The sequence below is a fragment of the Gordonia sp. NPDC003425 genome, from assembly GCF_053588635.1.
Genome location: NZ_JBSFQI010000004.1, coordinates 295,439 through 312,939, shown reverse-complemented (window position 1 = coordinate 312,939; position 17,501 = coordinate 295,439). Strand labels below are relative to the sequence as shown.

Genomic DNA, 17,501 nt, shown 5'->3' with positions numbered 1-17,501 from the left:
TTCGCAACATCCAGATTTCCGGAGACCAGGGGCGCCTTACGTCACCGACACGCCGGTCCGCTGACCAGGCATTGCCCGCTCAACCTTGAAGAGCCGGTTTACGCCCACCGCTCGAAGATTGCGCACGGGATGGTGGACACGAAGCCTGCGTTTGTATACGACGGCCAGCACTGGAGCAGTGCAGAGATCGCCCCGTTTCTTCTCCGCGCTTTGCTAAAGAGCCGACTGATTTCGTCGCCTGAGTGGACTAAGAAGAATATCGAAGGACGGATCATCGCCGCGCTCGCGGCGTACGGGTTGTCCGGGGCGGATTAGGGCCGCAGCTGATGACGGCATGATTAGCCGGCGATCAGCGCTGCGATGGCGCCGGCTGCAGCACCGAGGACTGTGGACGCAGAGACGACCAGAACCTCGAACTGACTGATGCGCCCTGACTCGAGCGTTCCCGCGACTTCCTGTGCCATCGACAACTGATCCACGTATGTCTCGTCGGCTTCCGCCTGGCACTTAGCGTCGAGTTCCGGCAGATCTACCCGCGTCCCCGCGGGGGCGTTCCGAGACTCAACGAGATGGGCGCTGGTTCGGGACCGCTCTTCTACATCGAGTTGTTTTGCAGTGATCGCCGCCAAGAGCAACTCTCGCGCCATCTGACCCGACCGAAAATTCTTGGCAAACCACCCCCGCAGGCCCGATGCGCGGTGTACCACCATCAAGTCATCGGTCAGCTCTGCTACGATCGTTGATCGCAAGTAACGCCTGTGGCTGGCGCGGACCTGGAAGTAGTACTCGGAGAAGTTCGCGGAGAGTAGGGAAACCGCTTTGCCATGTGCCTGTCCGCTTTCGGCTAAGTCTGCGTTGTAGAGAATTGCAATGTCGTCGTACCCACGACGGTTCGTTTTCCAGTCTACTGCTAGGTCACTGGTGATGTCGGACGACGGTGAGAGAGTGAAACTACCCCAGAAGGGACTCGGCCCGATGGCCTTGACCGCCAGTGTTGAGCCGAGTTTCTTTAACTCGCGTTTTAGGAACTCCCGAACCAAAATCACGTAAGAAGAGGGCGAGGGATCCGGTGTGTCAACGTTTCGTATGAATGTGACCGGTCCGCTGCCCGCATATACGGTTATGAACTTGAAGCGCTCTCCACTTAGCTCATATCCCGGCGGGTATGTTTCGGATTGTATTCGCTTTGGAATGGTAATTGTGAATCCGATAAACGATCCCTCGGCTGGTCCAAAATCATAGTCTATGTCATACTCGTCGAGATATTCGTTCAGAATATCTGCGCCGCTGGGAATCATTCCGACGTTTCCCGAGATATCGACCCTTAAGTCGGTGATTGAGGTAAGCCTTCCGAGCTCGGATTCGATTTGCTCTTTCCACCAGTTCGGATTGCTGACTTTGGCCATATCGCGGACCTCAGCGCCATGCTCATCTATCGAGACGAATGTAAGGCACCCAATCCCCATCGCGGTATGTGCGTGCTGCTCTTCCACCATGGCTTCACACAGTAGAGGCATGCCTGGCCTAGATGCGAAGGCTCGCTCGACTTTGAGTCCGAAGGTCCTACCTGCATACCTACGCGAGCGGGGCGGTGATGGTGAACGAACCCGGCACACTGCCAGACCGGATCGCCGCCAGGGCCGCACCGCGCCCGTCCTGGTCGTCGGCGGGGAGATGTAGGGCGGCGTCAACGTCGGCCTGGGTCGCCGATCCGTTCATGTAGACGTGGTTGGCCAGCATGGTGATCGACGCCCAGCAGCTCGTGATCAGGCGGGGTACGCCCTGGCACGCCCTGGGTCGGCCTCGCCGACGAATGCACCCGCCTCGCCGACGCCGCCGGCGAGCGAGAACTGGCCGGCGTAGGTGAACGGCAGCCAGTGGCGTCGCCGGTCGCCCTTCTCGTCCTGGCTGTAGGTCGGTTCCGGTGCTACTGGCCGCTCCCGGCGCGGGCGAGGTGTCCGGTGATTGCCATGATGGGTCTCCTAATTATGTTGTGCAGTAATGGCTTTGGGTGACTGACTGAGGACAGCTCGCGCCCGGCCGAGGTCCAGGTCGAGGACGTGGCGGCAGACCTGGGCCAAGCCGTTGAGGTCGAGGTGCCCGTCGGCGAAGGCTTGGCTGGTCGCGGCACCGAGGGCATGGAAGGCGTCAACGTCGATGGCGGTGTTCGTCGGTGCGGACATGACGACTCAGCCTACGAGGGCGTTGTGCCGAGCGGCCCATTGCCGCGCTGTGAGGTCGCCCGGGGCCGGGGCCGGGGTCTGCGCGTCGGCGGTGGCTGCGGTCATGGGACCCATCATGCACCGAGCCGAGCAGCTCCGCAACGACGACACTCGGCTAATTCGACTGGGCCGCAGTATAATTCACCGACACTGTTAGGCTTTGTCCCCTACTCGTCGAGGGGTTCAGGGAGGGAAGATGGACCGCCGAGCGGAAAGTCAGTCGGACGTTGCTCCTCAGGAAGGGTCTCGAAGTATTCCGTCTGAGGGACGATTCGCAACTGGCGCATCGTGGGCACGGTCCAACCAGGCTGCCCGGGAGCTGGCCCCCAATCGTCGAGCCACCACCGCAAGAGGCCGAGGACCTCGTAGATGGTCTCGTCGTCCGACCAGCTCGCGAACTCGCCGCCGAACTTGCGCAGCGCGAAGATGCTGTCGTTGACGCACTTTAGCCCTGCCAGCACCTCACGGGCCTGAGGCTCTGTGATCGTCACCGTCTTGCGGCGGTGCATCGCCCAGCCGCTGTCGACACGCATCTCGTCAGGCTCTCTATATGGCACCCGGCGGATGGTCACCGACTGGTTGGGTGTCTCGCCAGAAATGTCAGTGAAGTGCAGCATGTGGCCGAGGTCGTCGCGCATTGACTTAGCGCGCTTGCACTCATCGGTCCAGATGGTGTCGCTAGGCAGGCGCAGGTTCAGCTTTGCAGCGATTCGGCGTAGATCGCGAGCCACATTCTCGCCGTCTGGATAGACGAACGGCGGCTTGGTCGGCGGCTCTTCCTTCAGAGCGTAGTGGAAGAACCGGACCTCCTCGATCACGGTTTCCCACGCGCCGCACACCTGCCACAAGAGTCGCTCGATGATCGGAGAGGGCCAGAACAGTCGGGCAGCGGCATGTTCGTTCGCCTGGACGTGCCGCCAGATCGCATCGGGCTGCTCGCTGAGCGGCAGTGATGAGATCGTCGGTTCGGCATCGGAACTCATGGCCGCAACCATATCGGCCACACCGCCACAAGCGCGTCTGGATTCACATCGCTCGGACTAGTAGCGATTAGTTGCACTTTGTCAGACCCTCGTAGATCAGCGTGACTTCGTCGGTCTCGGTGCGTTGAGTAGCGCTGTCGCGGAATTGCGCTCGAATCGTCAGGCTGTTGTATCCGCAGCTGAGGAGCGCAGGATTTCGTAGCGTGACAGGAAACACGATAAGTGCGTTCGAACCGGGTGTGTAACTGCCGATAGCTGCCGAGAATCCGGTGTTCGTTGGGGCAACACTTGAATCGTCGAGGACGGCGCCGCCGGGGTTGTTTGCATTCAGAATCTTGACATCTGTGGTTACGACTGCCAGGTCTCCAGGGATCGTTACCGATACCTGAACCCCCGATGCGGTGCTCGCAGCAGTGTTCCGATAAACGATTCGCACGGCAACCGTGCCATTGTGCTCGACGCGGAGTTCGGTTGCAAACCGCTTGTCTGCCGCGTCGAGCATCCGTGCGCCGATAGATCTGACGGCTTGATCGCCGGCCCCTGAAGGTTGACACGCATGCGCAGCCCAACCAATCACCGGCACAGCTACGACGACTAGGCTAACAAGGGCAGAGATTCGAGCCAGCGGCGCATCGACGTAGTCACGGAACGATCTCCAGAATCGGGGCCAGTTCGTGACGCACCACGTGCGGATTTGAGTCCAGCGGGCCACCGTCCACGCCACGATCGAGTCATGGGCCAAGACAATTCCAGATCGCTGAAATCCTGGCGATGGCTGCGAGGAAAAATGAGGTCTCCGCTGCGCTGTGATCGGGGTCGTCGGCTTCGAGGGTGGCGGTGATCGCCTTGCCCGGGTGCTGTCGAGGACCCGGCGCACCGCGTTGGCGTGCCAGGTGGCCGCGCCGCTGCCGGTCAGCATGCCGTCGTGTTCGAGGGAGGCGGCGATGGCGCGCAACGACTCACCGCCATACGCGGCCCGGCAGACGCGCTCGACCGTGGCGTCGGTGAGCTTCGAGGGTGTGCCGAGCTGGACGCCCTCTCGGCCAGCGCCTCGCGGGTCCGCTGGCTGATCATGTCGCGCTCGAACTCGGAGAACACCCGCAGCATGTTCATCGACGCCCGGCCTGCCGGGGTGGTGGTGTCGACCATCTGGTCAGCGGTGGTGATCCGCCACCCCTGCTTGGCTGCGGTGCGGTCGAGGTCCACGGCGTCGGCCAGCGACCTGCTGATCCGGTCGAGCTTCGCCGCCAGCAGGGTCTCGGCCTGCCGGTCGGCCAACGCGACCAGGGCATCGAACTTGTCGGCGGTCGCCACGGCGACCTGGTGCTGATGGCGCTCGGGCGCGTGCAGGCCGTAGAGCTTCGCGATCTCGTTGTCCTGTGCGTTGATCGTCCGCAGCAGCGAGGAGGCCGCCGACCAGTCGCCCGCAGCCACAGCCCGCGCCAGCGCCTTCGAGGCGACGCCGGTGGCTACGCGCTTGCGCTCCATAATCTCGGCGAGCACGGTGTCGCCGTCGGGGACGGGGTTTCGCTCCACGTACGCTTGTAGGCGCGCTGTGCGCCGCCCACCGAGGTGTAGCCGGTCTCGTCGCGGATGGCCGACCATGACAGCCCGGCGACGGCGCGGAGGTAGTAGACGCGCTCGGCCCGGGCACGGGCGTCGCGCAAAGGCATGACGCGGGGCATACCGCATACATACCGCACAGTTGTGCATCGACAACAGTGCCAAAGATCGGTGTTATGCGTTGGGGAACGGTCGGATTCGGTTCCACAGCTCCCCACAGCCTCAGGCCCATCGAGGGGATCAGCCGTCCGCCGATCAGCACCACCGTGGCCCTCGTCGTGCCCGTCGGACGGCACGGTCGACCACGCCCCGAGGAGGGTGTCGCTCGAAGGTGACAAAGGTGGCGGAGCGTGGCGAGGGTGGCGACGGCAGCTTCGCAGGTCAAGGGGTAAGTGGCGACGGTGGCAGTCCATTCACGCGTTCGTCGTCTCTCAATATTGAATCTCTATGACGCGAAACGACCTTTTCGCTGATTTCTCAATAATGGCTGGGGTCGAATGTGGCCACCGCTTGCCACCTTCGCCACCATTGCCACCTACCCCGTGACCTGTCGGGTATGTGAGTGACGAGCCTGCCACCCTCGCCGCTTTCCGCACCTCCGGCCACGGCGACTCACAGCTCCCGGTCGCTGAAGGGTGTGGGCCTCGATGGTGGCGACGGCGCTGTGGAGCTGTGTGTCGGTCTCGGCCTCGGTGACCACAAAGGTGTCGGGCGGCTGTGTGTCGGTCACGACCTCGGCCACAGGGGTGCCTATCTAGTGCCTATCTTCGGGGTAGGTACCCACAACGCCGACAAGGACGGAATTATCATGAGCCGCAAGGCTATCCGGTTGCGTCTGGTGCTGGCCTAAACCGTCCGCATCCTGTAACGTGATCGGCAACGGGTCTCCCGCGCCACAGGGTCCACCCTCCGGATTGGAACGAGGGAGAGGAAAGACCCGTGGCACCCACCACACCCGCAGGCGAGCAGTGGGAGAGCATTCCGCAGGCCGCCAAGCGCACCGGATTCTCGCAGTGGATGATTCGCGAGCACATCGCCGAGGGCCGTTTGCTGGCCTACCGAGTGAGCAATAAGCCGAAGTCCCACATCAGGCTCAAGGTCGCCGACGTGGACGCGATGTTCACTGCGCTGATCCCCGCCGAGAGTTACGGCTCCCAGTCCGCTGGCGCGTAATCGCTTCTGCCCGCTCGCGAATACCCACAACCCGGCCCCGAGCGCCCAGTCAGCGAAAACAGCGAAGCGGCGCAGTACCCACTCTGCGCCGCTCCAACAATCAGGATGGAACCGAGGAATTGACCCCCATTCATAGTACCACGATTGCCGCCGCAGAATCACCCTTGAATGACCCCGAAGGGGCACGCGTGCGCGAGAACCGTTCCGTGGTGGCCGAATCGCGCCGCGACGGCAGAGCGCTATCGACAACGAGCAGGAATGTGTGTCTGCGGCCCGCGACGCCGAGGCCCGGCTGCGCAGGATTTCCCTGCAGGCGTCCGACCTGTTCTGCTCCAGCTCCCAGCTCGCCCACGTCGCAGCGTTCGCCGATGCCCGGCGGGTAGGGCGGTGGGCGGCCCTCAACGGGGTGCTGATGCGGGTGGTGCTCGCTCTGCCGCACAACGTCGTACTTCCGGCGATCATCGGCGGCGAGGTCTCGATCAACACGTTCTTGGCGCTCATCGGTGTCTCCGGTGGCGGTAAGGGATCGGCGGACAAGGTTGCCGCCGAAGTGTTCCGGCTGTGTGTCGGTGACTTCGATCACCCGTTGCCCCGGCATCCGATTCTGCCCCTCGGCACCGGCGAGGGGATCAACCGGACCTATGCCAAGTTCGGTACCGACCCGGTTACGGGCCGGTACCGTCCGGACTTTCACGAGCGGGCGGGACTGTTCGGGGTACGCGACATCGCCACGCTGAGCGCGCTCACCGGGCGAACCGGAACCACCCTCGTGCCCGAACTCCTCAAGGCGTCAATGGGGGAGGAACTGGGCTTCGCTAACGCCGACAAGGAGCGGCGGGTGATCCTGCCGATGGACTCATACCGCTCTGCCTCACCGCTGGCGTTCAGCCCGACAACGGCTCGATCCTCCTCAACGACCAGGTCACGATTGACGGGCTGCCGCAGCGGTTCCTGTGGGCACCGGTACGCGACGGAGTGGCGCGCAGTGAGCGAGCCGGGACAGACCCGCAGTCGCTGATTCTGCCCGACTTCGGGGTCGACCCGTTCGCGGTGCCGGACGACGGCGGCGACAACTTAGACGTGCCGCTGGTGGCGATGGACGTAGGCCAGACCATCGCCGATGCGGTCATCGCGGTGGACGCGGCCAAGGATGCCGACATGTTCGGCAGGTCCGAGGACCCGCTCGCCGGTCACCGGCTTCTTGGGCAGCTCAAGGTAGCTGCCGCGTTCGCGGTGATCCACGGACGGACCTACATCGGCATCGAGGACTGGCACCGCGCTGAGCGCCTCCTCGGAGTGTCAACCGCCGCAATGGAATGTGTCGCCGCAGCATCGGTGGCCACCGCCGAGCGCGAGTCCGTGAGCCGTGGGCGGCTCGACGGTGTGCGCCAGGCTGCTGCCGACGATGTGCGCACCGAACGTCAGGTGCGCAAGGTTGCCGACCGGATTCGCGAGATGCTCCCCGCCGACGGGGACTGGATGTCGTTCAACCCGATCAAGAAGGTCATCACCAGCAGCAGCCGGGTTCATATCGAACCGGCGGTCCACCAGTTGATCGTCAAGGGGCTTGTTGTCGACCGCACGCACGAGTACCCCAACGGGCGCACGGCTGTGCAGTACTCGCTGACCGTGAAGGGCCGAGGGGTTTGAAGCAATGGCCCCAATATCATCGACATACCGAGCGCGAAGGTGACTCGTCGGTCTTCGGGCAGAGCCAGGCGGGATATGGTTCGGCATGACCTCGAGTTCGCCTATTGCTATACCGGTTCTGGCTGTTCGCGTCGGTGACACGATCTTCAAGGATCGCGCCACTAAACCACTGACAGTAAATGAGATCGACTGGGTTCTTGAGCACGAGCACGGGCCAATTGCGCGGTTCATCGGTGTGCCAGAGGGCGACGCGCGTCGGACCTGGGTCTATCGTCTGTCTGGCATCATCGGGTGCTTCAACGTGCCGGATGATGAAGCCCTGGAGGACCGGGAACCTGCGCTTCGCAGCGTCGACCTGATCGGTGGCGACATGACTCGCGGAGTTGTGTCGCAGTACGAAATCGCTGCGAAGGACCTGACCGGGGACCATCTGGGACTTTTCATCGGTGCTCATTCGGATGACGGCAAGTTCAATGTTCCCGCGCAGATCATCGAGATTCACCAGATTCCCAATCGCGCAACGCGGCCGGGCGCGGTCGTCAAAGTGAGAATTGGGGAGACACCCAGCCAACCGTCACGTGTCGACGGCGGCCTATATCCGCCGGATCAGGTGTTCGAGATCATCGAGCTGTACCAAGAAGGTGATCCGAAATATCGCCACCCACGCTGCTACGTGAATACCCGAGGGGGCTGCTCAGCCACAATCTCGGGGGAGCACTACGTGTCCCATGGACTCATCAAGCTGTTCACCTTCGATGACCCGAACGCGACGATTCAGCACAACCACGGAGCGGGGATCGTGAGGCCCGTCAAGCCCAAGAAGTTTGTCGCGAATGTGCTCTGCACCAGCCACAATCACGGGCTTCACCCGGCGGACGACGCAGCCATCAGCTTCGCACGGTTCATCCGAGACATCGCGCTTGAGTGGCGCGGTGGAGCAGGTGAGTGGGGAGAGGAGACTGAGGTGCACATCTCAGGCGACGACTTCCAGAGGTGGGCGTTGAAGCTCCTGTTAAATCACGCCGCCGCGAACGCTTTCACAGGAAACGGTGGCCGTGTGTCCACGCCGATACCCTCGGAGGCCGTGGACATCCTGCTCGGACGCGCCGAGTGGCCGGAGACATGGGGAATGTGCGTGGCGAGCCAAGTGGATAGCCCACTTGCGTTCGACCCCTTCAGCAACCCAGAGCCGGTACTCTCCGACTGGTGGTCTGCGCAGCCGTTCCTGGCTAACGGAACCAACGCGATTTGCGGCGGGACAGTTCGTCTGGCAGGCGTCGATTTCGGGGTCACCCTGTTCAATCAAGGGCGGGAACTGGAAGCGTTCGACGCGCCCGAGAACCCAATTCGAGGGTCGATTCAACGTCCCAGCTTCATGCGCTGGGAGTTCGAAGGAGTCGGCAAAACGGTCTATTTCTCTTGGGAGGACGGCTGGGAACACAAGACCATCACGTACTCGATGCGACGCTGATTACTCCGATGAGGATTCAGGTGGTGGCGCAGCGACTGAATCCGTTGGTGAGGGATCAGCCAGCGCCACCTGCCAGCGCCGAGAGCTTGTCGGCCAGCGCATCGGCACGGCCCGCCGCGACGTGCTGGTAGCGCATCGCCGCCGTCGAGGTCGTGTGCCCGAGCCGGTCCATGACCTCGCAGGTCGTCGCTCCGGTCAGCGCCGCCATCACACCGCCGAAGTGTCGGAGGTCGTGGAAGTGCAGCTCCGGCTTGCCGATTGCGTCACGGGCCACGAAGAACGGGACGCGGTACCGGCCCTCGGCGTAGTAAGACCCTTACTCGGGATCGGGGAACAGCAGCGCGGTCTTGGCCTTGCCGACGTGCTCGGCGAGGTGCGCGGTGATGACCGAACGCAGGTGGGGCGGCACCGTCACCGTCCGGTTCGACTCGCGGGTCTTGGGCGGGCCGCACACATACTTGCGCTCCCGGTAGGTCACCGCCTTGTTGATCCGCACCGTGGCTGCCTCGGGGCCGATATTGGCGCGGGTGAGGGCGAACACCTCGCCGCGCCGCATCCCGCACCACCCGGCCAGGAGGACGGTGAGCCGCAACGTCTCCGGCATGGCCTCGGCGAGCGCGGTCAGCTCGGGGGCCTCCAGCAGCACCACGTCGCGCTTGGCGCGCTTGACCGCCGACGCGCCCTTGATACGGGCGGGGGAGCGGTCGATCAGGCCGTCGTCGACTGCGGTGTTGAGTACCGCCGTCAGCACCCCGTAGGCGCGGGCGTTGCGGGTCGCGTGCTCTTCGCCGAGGCCGGAGTGCCACGCGCGCACGTCCTCGGTGGTGATCTCGGTCAGCACCGCGTCGCCGAGGACCGGGAAGATGTTCTGGTCCAGGTGGTAGCGGTAGTTCTCCCGGGTCCGCCGCTACAGGGAGCGGTGCTCCAGCCACCTGTCGGCGTAGGCCCGCAGCGTCAGCACCGCCGCCTTGGCTTTGGTGGCGCGCTCGGCGGGCGGGGTCCAGATGCCCTTGCCGGGGTTGCGGTGATCGAGGTCGATGAGGTCCTGCTCGGTCGAGAGCCACGCCGTCGCGGCGTCCTTGGTCGGGAACGTCGCCGGGGCGTTGTGGATCGTCCCGTGGTGCAGGTACCCCGCCTGCCACCGCCCCGAGGTCCGTTGGCGCAGCCGACCGAACGACCGGCGGGTGCGGGGCTGTGTCTTGCTGGCGGCGCTACGGGCCATGTCGGGTCTCCTCGGGTGCATCGGCGGGCGATAGCCGGGACCACCACCGCGCTGTTGCAGCGCTTCGCAGCCCATCGCCGGCAAGTCTCGGATCCGCGGCCCGGATCGGTCCGACAAAGCGTAACGTCCACATCCGTGACGCGCGTCTCCATCGAAGCTCCTGTGGTGCTCGTCGCGGGCGGCCGGGTGGCCGGTCGCATCGTGGACGGGGTCGCCAGTTACCTCGGAATTCCTTATGCCGCACCACCGGTGGGGGAGGCGGCTTTCGCTGCACCTGCGCCGCCGCCGGCGTGGGACGGCGTTCGCCCGGCCACCGACTACGGCCCGACCGCGCCTCAGATCCCGTACCCGGCGCCGATCGCGGCACTTCTCGACAACGTGATCGAACTCGGTGACGACTACCTGAACCTCAACGTGTGGACGCCGGATCCGGCGGCCCGCGGATTGCCGGTGATGGTGTGGATTCATGGTGGTGCGTTCACCCGCGGTTCGAATCGCGTCCCGATCTACGCCGGCAACACCTTCGCGCGCGACGGCGTGGTCTGCGTCGGGATCAACTACCGTTTGGGCACAGCCGGTTTCGCGTCGATCGACGGTGCGCCCGAGAACCGCGGTGTGCTCGATCAGCTCGCCGCGTTGCGCTGGGTGGCCGACCACATCGCTGCCTTCGGCGGTGACCCAGACAACGTGACCGTCTTCGGCGAATCGGCCGGGGCGATGAGCATTGCGACATTGCTCGCCTCGCCCTTGTCCACCGGGTTGTTTCATCGCGTGATCATGCAGAGCGGCAACGGCCTGGCGGCGAGCGATCCGGCCGACGCGCGCAACGTGACGGCGCGCATGGCCGAGATTCTCGGGGTCGACGCGACCGCCGCGGATTTTGGTGGAGTTCCCGGCGAGACCCTCCTGAGCGCGCAGTCACAGGTTGCGCTGGAGATGATGCTGAACCCCGATCCCCGACGCTGGGGCGTCTCGGTGGCGACACGTGGTCTGGGGATCATGTCGCAGTTCCCGGTCGTCGACGGTGAGGTGCTGCCGTCGTTGCCCTCTGAGGCGATCGCGGCCGGTGCCGGGGCTCACATCCCACTGCTGGCCGGTTGGAACGCCGACGAGTTCCGCTTCTTCCTCGCCGCGTCGGGTGGTGCGGACGCGGTCACCGAGGAGGCTGCTGCTGGTTTACTCGGCCGCACCCCGGCCGCGTCGGAGTTCCTGCGGAGCCGGCTCGACTCCGGGGCGACCCCGGGAGACGTGGTCAGCGAGGCGTTGACGGCCCGTGTCTTCTCCGCACCGACCCGGGCCATCGCCCAATCACGCCCCGAGCGGAGCACGTACCTCTACGAGTTCGGGTACCGAAGTCCGCAAGCAGACATCCGTGCCGGCCACGCCGTCGAGATCCCGTTCGTGTTCGATCATCTGGCCGACGCCCATGGGCTGACCGGCCCTCATCCACCACAGCGCATCGCCGACGAGATGCACGGCGCGTGGATCCGTTTCGCGACCGTCGGCGACCCGGGCTGGCCGGCGCATCTCCCCACCGGCGAGATCCGCCAATTCGGCTGACCGTGGCGCCCGCTGTCGGCGATCAGCGCGACGAGTGTCGCAGATGGCCGTAGAGCGCAGCCCGGTATCCGCGGGCATAACTGTCGTCGGCCTGCGGAATCGGAAGGGTGGCCAGCGTCGTCGAGGCGTGGTGTGACGCCCACGCCGTCGGCATCGACGAGAGGTGGGCCGACGCATCATCGAACCCGCTTTGAAATGACTGGGGGTCGAGGGACTCGTCGGTGATCGCCGCCCCGGCCGGAACGGCGACGGGATCGGCCTTCCGAAACGGGACGACCCGTGGACTACCTGTCGTCATGAACGGGACGACCTTTCTGCGAGGGTGCGATACAGGGTTGCCCGGCTCACGCCGAGCGTCTCGGCGATCCGGGGTACCGGATCACCGTTGTCGCGCATACGTTTTGCGAGTTCCACCTGGTCGGCGGACAACGCGCGAGGGCGCCCCAGCGACCGGGCACCACGATGTCCGCGACCAGCGTTCGCCACGTGGTGTTCGCGCTCCAACACGCCCAGCGAGGCGAGCACGCCGACGATCAGCGCGCCCGCGGGATCGTCGGTGTCGAGTCGCTCACGGATCGTTCGCACCCCGATCCTGCGCTCGCCGAGCACACGGGCCGTGTCGAGAACTTCCCCGATGCTCCGTCCCAGCCGGTCGATGCCGGTCATGACCACGGTGTCTCCGGGCCGCGCATAGTCGAGCAACGCGTCAAGGCCGGGCCGCCGATCATCGACTCCGGGGGCGGTGATGTCGGTGTAGACGCGTTTCGCATCGACGTGAACACTTACGAGATCATTGATTTGAGATACAAGATCACGCTGCGCATGTGCTCTCGCGTAGCCGAGCAGAACATTTGTCGACGCTGCATCGTGATCCGCGGGCATCTCAGAACTGTATCGCATAAATGTGTCGCGAAACGAACAAGGCTCACGGTGGGTATTGAGACATCCACGGGATGGGGGTGTATGCGGTGTTTGCCGGTATTCCGAAATCCAGTCGGGTTCGCCGACGGCGATTCGGTTTCTGACCTGCGCAATGTCGCGCGTACCGTGAGCCCATGCCACACGCTCCCATGCCCCGCGAAGGGGTGATGGCAACCGTCATCGGGTGGCGCGCGGTGGCGGCGGTCGGCGTGTTGGCCGTGGCGGTGATCGTGTGGCAGATCTACGCCATCCCGATCGGCAACCCGTTCTACGGGTTGTTCCACAACGCCAACGACCTGTATGTCTACCGCGCGGGCGGGCGAACGGTGCTCGACGGCCGACTCCTCTACGAACACCCCGTCCTCGCGGACTTGGACTTCACCTATCCGCCGTTCTCCGCGCTGGTGTTCACGCCGATCGCCGCGGTCAGCGCGGTGGCCGCGAAGGTGACCTGGTGGGCAGCGATCTACGCAGCACTTGTGCTGACCGTGCTTCTCGGCATGCGCAGCTTGGGGTATCGGATCGACCGTCGGCTCGCGCTCTTTGCGCTGGCGGCCGCGATCTGCACCACCGCACTCGAACCGGTGCGCACCACCATCTGGCTAGGTCAGATCAACGTGTTCCTGATGTTCCTGGTGCTCGCCGACCTGGTATTTCTCGACCTTCCGTCGCCGAACTCGAAGCTGCGCGGCATCGGTGTGGGCCTCGCCGCCGGACTCAAACTCACCCCGGGGTTCTTCCTGGTGTATCTGCTGGTCCTGCGGCGCTGGCGCGCCGCGGCCACCGCCGCGCTCGCCTTCGCCGCGACCGTGGCGCTCGGACTGCTCGTGATACCCCGTGACGCACGGGACTACTGGATGATTTACGTGACCGGGTCATCCCGGGTGGGCCGGGTGGATTCACCCGCAAACCAGTCGGTCAACGGCTTCATCTCGCAGATGCTCGCCTACTTCGACATCCGCCGCTTCGCCCATCCGGGCCCCGGCGGCCCGGTGTTCGAAGCGCCGACCTGGCTGTGGGTGCCGGTCGCCCTGGTGGCGGCGGTGCTGGGGCTGTGGGCTGCGGTGGTGGCGCATCGGCGTGGCCGGGAACTGCTCGCGGTGAGCATCGTCGGCATGACCGGTGCCACCGTGTCGCCCTTTTCGTGGGGGCACCACTGGGTGTGGGTGGTGCCGCTGCTTGTGGTTGCCTTCGACTTCGCCTATCGCGGCGCGGTCCGCGGTCACCGTTACTGGTGGCGGTGGCTGGCGCCGTCGACCATCGTGGCGCTGTGCTTCACCTACTGGTGGAACTGGTGGGATTCCGGCCCGCACTACGCCGCCGACCACGCCATCGCTCTCGGCCTGTTCATGATGCCGCGCTGGCCCCACCCGGGCGTCCTCGACCGCATCGCGGTGATCGTCTACGCCGGGTGCTACCCGCTGATCCTGCTGCTCACGATCGTGACCACCCTGCTCGCCGACCGCCGCGAACGTCGCTCCGCAGCGCCCCGGCACCGCACCGACGACCCGTATCCTGAGGTGACCGTCCGCGATGGGGCCGACCCCACCGACGCCGTAACCACCGACGCCGGAACCGCAGACGATCGATCGCAGAACGGAGCCACCGGTGACCGCCTACAGCAGGGCTCGGGTGTGGAGCAGGCAACGTCGGTACATCATCCGGCGTGATCGGCGGCTGAACCTCGCCTATCGGATCGTGGTCGGCGTCGTCGGCGCAATGGTGCTGGCCGGCGGCATCGTCGCCATTCCTTACCCGGGACCCGGATGGCTCATCGTCTTCCTCGGACTGGGCATCCTCGCGTCGGAGTTCGACTGGGCACATCGGCTGCTGCGGTTCGCCCGTGCCAAGTACGACGCCTGGGTGGACTGGATGCGACAGCGCCACTGGTCGGTGCAGGGTGTGTTCGGCGTGGCGACGTGTGCGGTGGTTCTCGCCTCGCTCTGGGTGCTCGGTGTGTTCGGCACCGTGGCCGGCTGGTTCCACGTCGACGCCGAATGGACCAGGAGCCCCATCCTCTGACGTGTGGCGCCCAGGTACCCCGATACGATCGACGTGCACGATCACATTTCCGCGGGCGCCCCAACGCGTCCGCTGACCGCGAGGAGCGACGAAGTGCCCGACGATGTCATGGTGACCAGCCCAGCCACGATCCGTGTGCCGGCCGGGACCACCGCGGGCACCGCGCTGCGTGAGCACGACGTCCCCAACAAGGGGCCGGGAGCGATCGTGGTGGTGCGCGACGCCGCCGGGCAGCTCCGTGATCTGTCGTGGGCACCCGAACTCGACACCGACGTCGAACCGGTCGCCGCCGACACCGAGGCCGGTCGCAGCGTGATCCGGCATTCCACCGCGCACGTTCTGGCCCAGGCGGTGCAGGACCTGTTCCCCGACGCGAAGCTCGGTATCGGTCCGCCCATCAAGGATGGTTTCTACTACGACTTCGCCGTCGACGAGCCGTTCACCCCCGAGGACATCACCGCCCTCGAGAAGAAGATGAAACAGATCATCAAATCGGGTCAGCGGTTCTCGCGGCGGGTGTATGCGTCGAAGGACGAGGCGAAGATGGAACTCGCCGACGAACCGTTCAAGCTCGAACTGATCGACGACAAAGGTGCCGTCGACGACAACGAGGTGATGGAGGTCGGCGGTGCCGAGCTCACCGCCTATGACAATCTCAATCCCCGCACCGGGGAACGCATCTGGTGCGATCTGTGCCGCGGCCCGCACGTGCCCACCACGAAGTACATTTCGGCGTTCAAGCTCACCCGCAGCTCCGCCGCCTACTGGCGCGGCAACCAGGACAACGCCGACCTGCAGCGCATCTATGGCACCGCCTGGGAATCGCAGGAGGCCCAGGACGACTACCTGGAACTGCTCGCCGAGGCCGAGCGACGCGACCACCGCAGACTCGGCGCCGAACTCGACCTCTTCAGTTTCCCCGACGAGCTCGGGTCGGGCCTGCCGGTGTTTCATCCCAAGGGCGGCGTCATCCGCAAGGAGATGGAGGACTACTCCCGACGGCGCCACACCGAGGCGGGTTATGAGTTCGTCAACACGCCGCACATCACCAAGAGTCATCTGTACGAGGTGTCCGGTCACCTCGACTGGTACGCCGACGGCATGTTCCCGCCGATGCAACTCGACGCCGAGTACAACGACGACGGCACCGTGCGTAAACCGGCACAGGATTACTACCTCAAACCGATGAACTGTCCGATGCACAACCTGATCTTCGGGGCGCGGGGTCGGTCCTATCGCGAGTTGCCGTTGCGCCTGTTCGAGTTCGGCACGGTCTACCGGTACGAGAAGTCGGGCGTGATACACGGGCTGACGCGTGTGCGTGGGATGACCCAGGACGACGCCCACATCTACTGCACCACCGAGCAGATGCGCGACGAACTCAGGTCGCTGCTGACGTTCGTACTCGACCTGCTCTCCGATTACGGTCTCGACGACTTCTACCTCGAACTGTCCACCAAGGACCCCGACAAGTTCGTCGGCGACGACGAGTCGTGGCGGATCGCCACCGAGACGCTGGCCGAGGTGGCCGGGGAATCCGGTCTGAACCTCGTGCCCGATCCGGGCGGTGCCGCCTTCTACGGACCCAAGATCTCGGTGCAGGTCAAGGATGCGCTCGGCCGTACGTGGCAGATGTCCACGATCCAGCTCGACTTCAATCTGCCCGAGCGTTTCGGCCTGGAGTACACCGGCGCCGACGGGGCCAAGCACCGCCCGGTGATGATCCACCGCGCACTGTTCGGCTCCATCGAACGCTTCTTCGGCGTGCTCACCGAGCATTACGCGGGCGCCTTCCCGGCCTGGTTGTCGCCGGTGCAGGTGGTCGGAATCCCGGTGGCCGACGCCTTCGCCGACCATCTGGGCGACGTCGCCGCACAACTCAAGGCCCGCGGCATCCGCGCCGAGGTCGACTACTCCGACGACCGGATGCAGAAGAAGATCCGCACCCACACGACCGGCAAGGTGCCGTTCATGCTGCTCGCCGGTGAACGGGACGTCGAGGCCGCGGCGGTGAGCTTCCGGTTCCGCGACGGCACCCAGGTCAATGGGGTGCCGGTGGAGCGGGCCGTCGACATCATCGACGACTGGGTACGCTCGCGGCGCAACGAGTCGCCCACCAAGGAACTCGTGGAGAGTGTCGGTCATGCCTGAAGGTGGACAGGAGATCCGCGACTGTGGCACCGGTGACGCCGACCGGTTGCAGCGGCTGTGGAGTCCGCACCGGATGACCTACATCACCGCCGACCCGCCGCCCTCGTCGGCGACCTCGACGGGCCATCCGTTTCTCGATATCCCCACGATGAGAGACGAGGACGGTCTCATCGTCGCTCGTGGGTCGTCGGTGTACGCGGTGCTCAACCTGTACCCGTACAACCCGGGCCACACCATGATCGTGCCGTACCGGCAGGTGGCCGATCTCGAGGCGCTCACCGCCGACGAATCGGCGGAGCTGATGGCATTCACCCAGCGCATGATCCGCACCATCAAGACGGTCTCGAACCCCAACGCGTTCAATGTCGGCCTGAACCTGGGGTATGCGGCGGGCGGCTCGCTCGCCGAGCATCTGCATCAGCACATCGTGCCGCGCTGGGTGGGCGACGCCAACTTCATCACTGTTGTCGGGGAGACGAAAGTCATGCCACAGTTGCTGCGCGACACCCGCGCACTGCTGGCCGACGCCTGGCGCCGGCTCGATGACTGACCCGGGTCATCCG

Annotated in this window: 21 protein-coding genes and 1 pseudogene; 10 read left to right on the top strand and 12 right to left on the bottom strand. The window is 65.0% G+C overall.

Features of this window, described 5'->3' with window-relative positions:
• The coding region (locus ACWDTD_RS07760; RefSeq protein WP_449746498.1) for a hypothetical protein at positions 1–315 on the top strand (315 nt) is incomplete at its 5' end.
• A 23-nt stretch (positions 316–338) separates the two neighbouring features.
• Here ACWDTD_RS07760 and ACWDTD_RS07755 read toward each other — a convergent pair.
• The 7 genes from ACWDTD_RS07755 to ACWDTD_RS07725 all read right to left on the bottom strand — a co-directional run bounded on the left by ACWDTD_RS07755 (position 339) and on the right by ACWDTD_RS07725 (position 4,878).
• Complete coding sequence (locus ACWDTD_RS07755) at positions 339–1,496, bottom strand: hypothetical protein (RefSeq protein WP_449746497.1); 1,158 nt, start codon at positions 1,494–1,496, stop codon at positions 339–341.
• A gap of 79 nt (positions 1,497–1,575) precedes the next feature.
• Entirely contained in the window at positions 1,576–1,740 is a 165-nt protein-coding gene (locus ACWDTD_RS07750; RefSeq protein ID WP_449746496.1) for a hypothetical protein, read from the bottom strand.
• Positions 1,741–1,982: 242 nt separating this feature from the next.
• Entirely contained in the window at positions 1,983–2,183 is a 201-nt protein-coding gene (locus ACWDTD_RS07745; RefSeq protein ID WP_449746495.1) for a hypothetical protein, read from the bottom strand.
• Positions 2,184–2,389: 206 nt separating this feature from the next.
• The gene (locus ACWDTD_RS07740; RefSeq protein WP_449746494.1) at positions 2,390–3,205 is read right to left on the bottom strand and encodes a hypothetical protein; all 816 of its coding nucleotides are present in this window, start codon (positions 3,203–3,205) and stop codon (positions 2,390–2,392) included.
• Positions 3,206–3,272: 67 nt separating this feature from the next.
• Positions 3,273–4,160 (bottom strand): hypothetical protein, encoded by an 888-nt coding sequence (locus ACWDTD_RS07735; protein WP_449746493.1) that lies wholly within the window; start codon positions 4,158–4,160, stop codon positions 3,273–3,275.
• Positions 4,118–4,708: a recombinase family protein gene (locus ACWDTD_RS07730; RefSeq protein ID WP_449746492.1), complete on the bottom strand. Its 591-nt coding sequence runs from the start codon at positions 4,706–4,708 to the stop codon at positions 4,118–4,120. Before ACWDTD_RS07730 ends, ACWDTD_RS07735 begins: the two co-directional genes overlap by 43 nt.
• A complete protein-coding gene (locus ACWDTD_RS07725) occupies positions 4,675–4,878 on the bottom strand; it encodes a hypothetical protein (RefSeq protein WP_449746491.1) in 204 nt (67 codons plus the stop codon). Before ACWDTD_RS07725 ends, ACWDTD_RS07730 begins: the two co-directional genes overlap by 34 nt.
• An 829-nt stretch (positions 4,879–5,707) precedes the next feature.
• Here ACWDTD_RS07725 and ACWDTD_RS07720 point away from each other — a divergent pair.
• From ACWDTD_RS07720 to ACWDTD_RS07705, 4 genes are all read left to right on the top strand, one after another.
• A complete protein-coding gene (locus ACWDTD_RS07720) occupies positions 5,708–5,941 on the top strand; it encodes a DNA-binding protein (protein WP_449746490.1) in 234 nt (77 codons plus the stop codon).
• A 262-nt stretch (positions 5,942–6,203) separates the two neighbouring features.
• Positions 6,204–6,959, top strand: a complete 756-nt coding sequence (locus tag ACWDTD_RS07715) for a hypothetical protein (protein ID WP_449746489.1) — start codon at positions 6,204–6,206, stop codon at positions 6,957–6,959.
• On the top strand, positions 6,917–7,591 hold the full coding sequence (locus ACWDTD_RS07710; protein ID WP_449746488.1) for a hypothetical protein: 675 nt from the start codon (positions 6,917–6,919) through the stop codon (positions 7,589–7,591). The genes ACWDTD_RS07715 and ACWDTD_RS07710 overlap by 43 nt, the downstream gene beginning before the upstream one ends.
• 85 nt (positions 7,592–7,676) lie before the next feature.
• The gene (locus ACWDTD_RS07705) at positions 7,677–9,062 is read left to right on the top strand and encodes a hypothetical protein (RefSeq protein WP_449746487.1); all 1,386 of its coding nucleotides are present in this window, start codon (positions 7,677–7,679) and stop codon (positions 9,060–9,062) included.
• 55 nt (positions 9,063–9,117) lie between these two features.
• On the opposite strand, the gene ACWDTD_RS07700 is transcribed toward ACWDTD_RS07705, so the two are convergent.
• From ACWDTD_RS07700 to ACWDTD_RS07690, 3 genes and pseudogenes are all read right to left on the bottom strand, one after another.
• The gene (locus ACWDTD_RS07700) at positions 9,118–9,336 is read right to left on the bottom strand and encodes a hypothetical protein (protein WP_449746486.1); all 219 of its coding nucleotides are present in this window, start codon (positions 9,334–9,336) and stop codon (positions 9,118–9,120) included.
• 42 nt (positions 9,337–9,378) lie between these two features.
• Positions 9,379–9,954 (bottom strand): annotated as a pseudogene (locus ACWDTD_RS07695) (site-specific integrase); the annotation flags it as partial.
• 15 nt (positions 9,955–9,969) lie between these two features.
• Entirely contained in the window at positions 9,970–10,284 is a 315-nt protein-coding gene (locus ACWDTD_RS07690) for a hypothetical protein (protein ID WP_449746485.1), read from the bottom strand.
• 135 nt (positions 10,285–10,419) lie between these two features.
• Here ACWDTD_RS07690 and ACWDTD_RS07685 point away from each other — a divergent pair, with 135 nt between their 5' ends.
• A complete protein-coding gene (locus ACWDTD_RS07685) occupies positions 10,420–11,844 on the top strand; it encodes a carboxylesterase/lipase family protein (RefSeq protein ID WP_449746484.1) in 1,425 nt (474 codons plus the stop codon).
• A 22-nt stretch (positions 11,845–11,866) separates the two neighbouring features.
• On the opposite strand, the gene ACWDTD_RS07680 is transcribed toward ACWDTD_RS07685, so the two are convergent.
• A complete protein-coding gene (locus tag ACWDTD_RS07680) occupies positions 11,867–12,142 on the bottom strand; it encodes a hypothetical protein (protein ID WP_449746483.1) in 276 nt (91 codons plus the stop codon).
• Positions 12,139–12,726 carry a recombinase family protein gene (locus tag ACWDTD_RS07675; RefSeq protein ID WP_449746482.1) on the bottom strand — a complete coding sequence of 196 codons (588 nt, stop codon included), beginning with the start codon at positions 12,724–12,726 and terminating at the stop codon, positions 12,139–12,141. The genes ACWDTD_RS07680 and ACWDTD_RS07675 overlap by 4 nt, the downstream gene beginning before the upstream one ends.
• A 173-nt stretch (positions 12,727–12,899) precedes the next feature.
• On the opposite strand from ACWDTD_RS07675, the gene ACWDTD_RS07670 reads away from it, so the two are divergent.
• From ACWDTD_RS07670 to ACWDTD_RS07655, 4 genes are all read left to right on the top strand, one after another.
• A complete protein-coding gene (locus ACWDTD_RS07670) occupies positions 12,900–14,435 on the top strand; it encodes a glycosyltransferase 87 family protein (protein ID WP_449746481.1) in 1,536 nt (511 codons plus the stop codon).
• On the top strand, positions 14,374–14,787 hold the full coding sequence (locus tag ACWDTD_RS07665) for a TIGR02611 family protein (RefSeq protein WP_449746480.1): 414 nt from the start codon (positions 14,374–14,376) through the stop codon (positions 14,785–14,787). Before ACWDTD_RS07670 ends, ACWDTD_RS07665 begins: the two co-directional genes overlap by 62 nt.
• Positions 14,788–14,880: 93 nt before the next feature.
• On the top strand, positions 14,881–16,938 hold the full coding sequence (gene thrS, locus ACWDTD_RS07660; protein WP_449746479.1) for a threonine--tRNA ligase: 2,058 nt from the start codon (positions 14,881–14,883) through the stop codon (positions 16,936–16,938).
• Complete coding sequence (locus tag ACWDTD_RS07655; protein ID WP_449746478.1) at positions 16,931–17,488, top strand: HIT family protein; 558 nt, start codon at positions 16,931–16,933, stop codon at positions 17,486–17,488. Before thrS ends, ACWDTD_RS07655 begins: the two co-directional genes overlap by 8 nt.
• Positions 17,489–17,501: the final 13 nt, after the last annotated feature.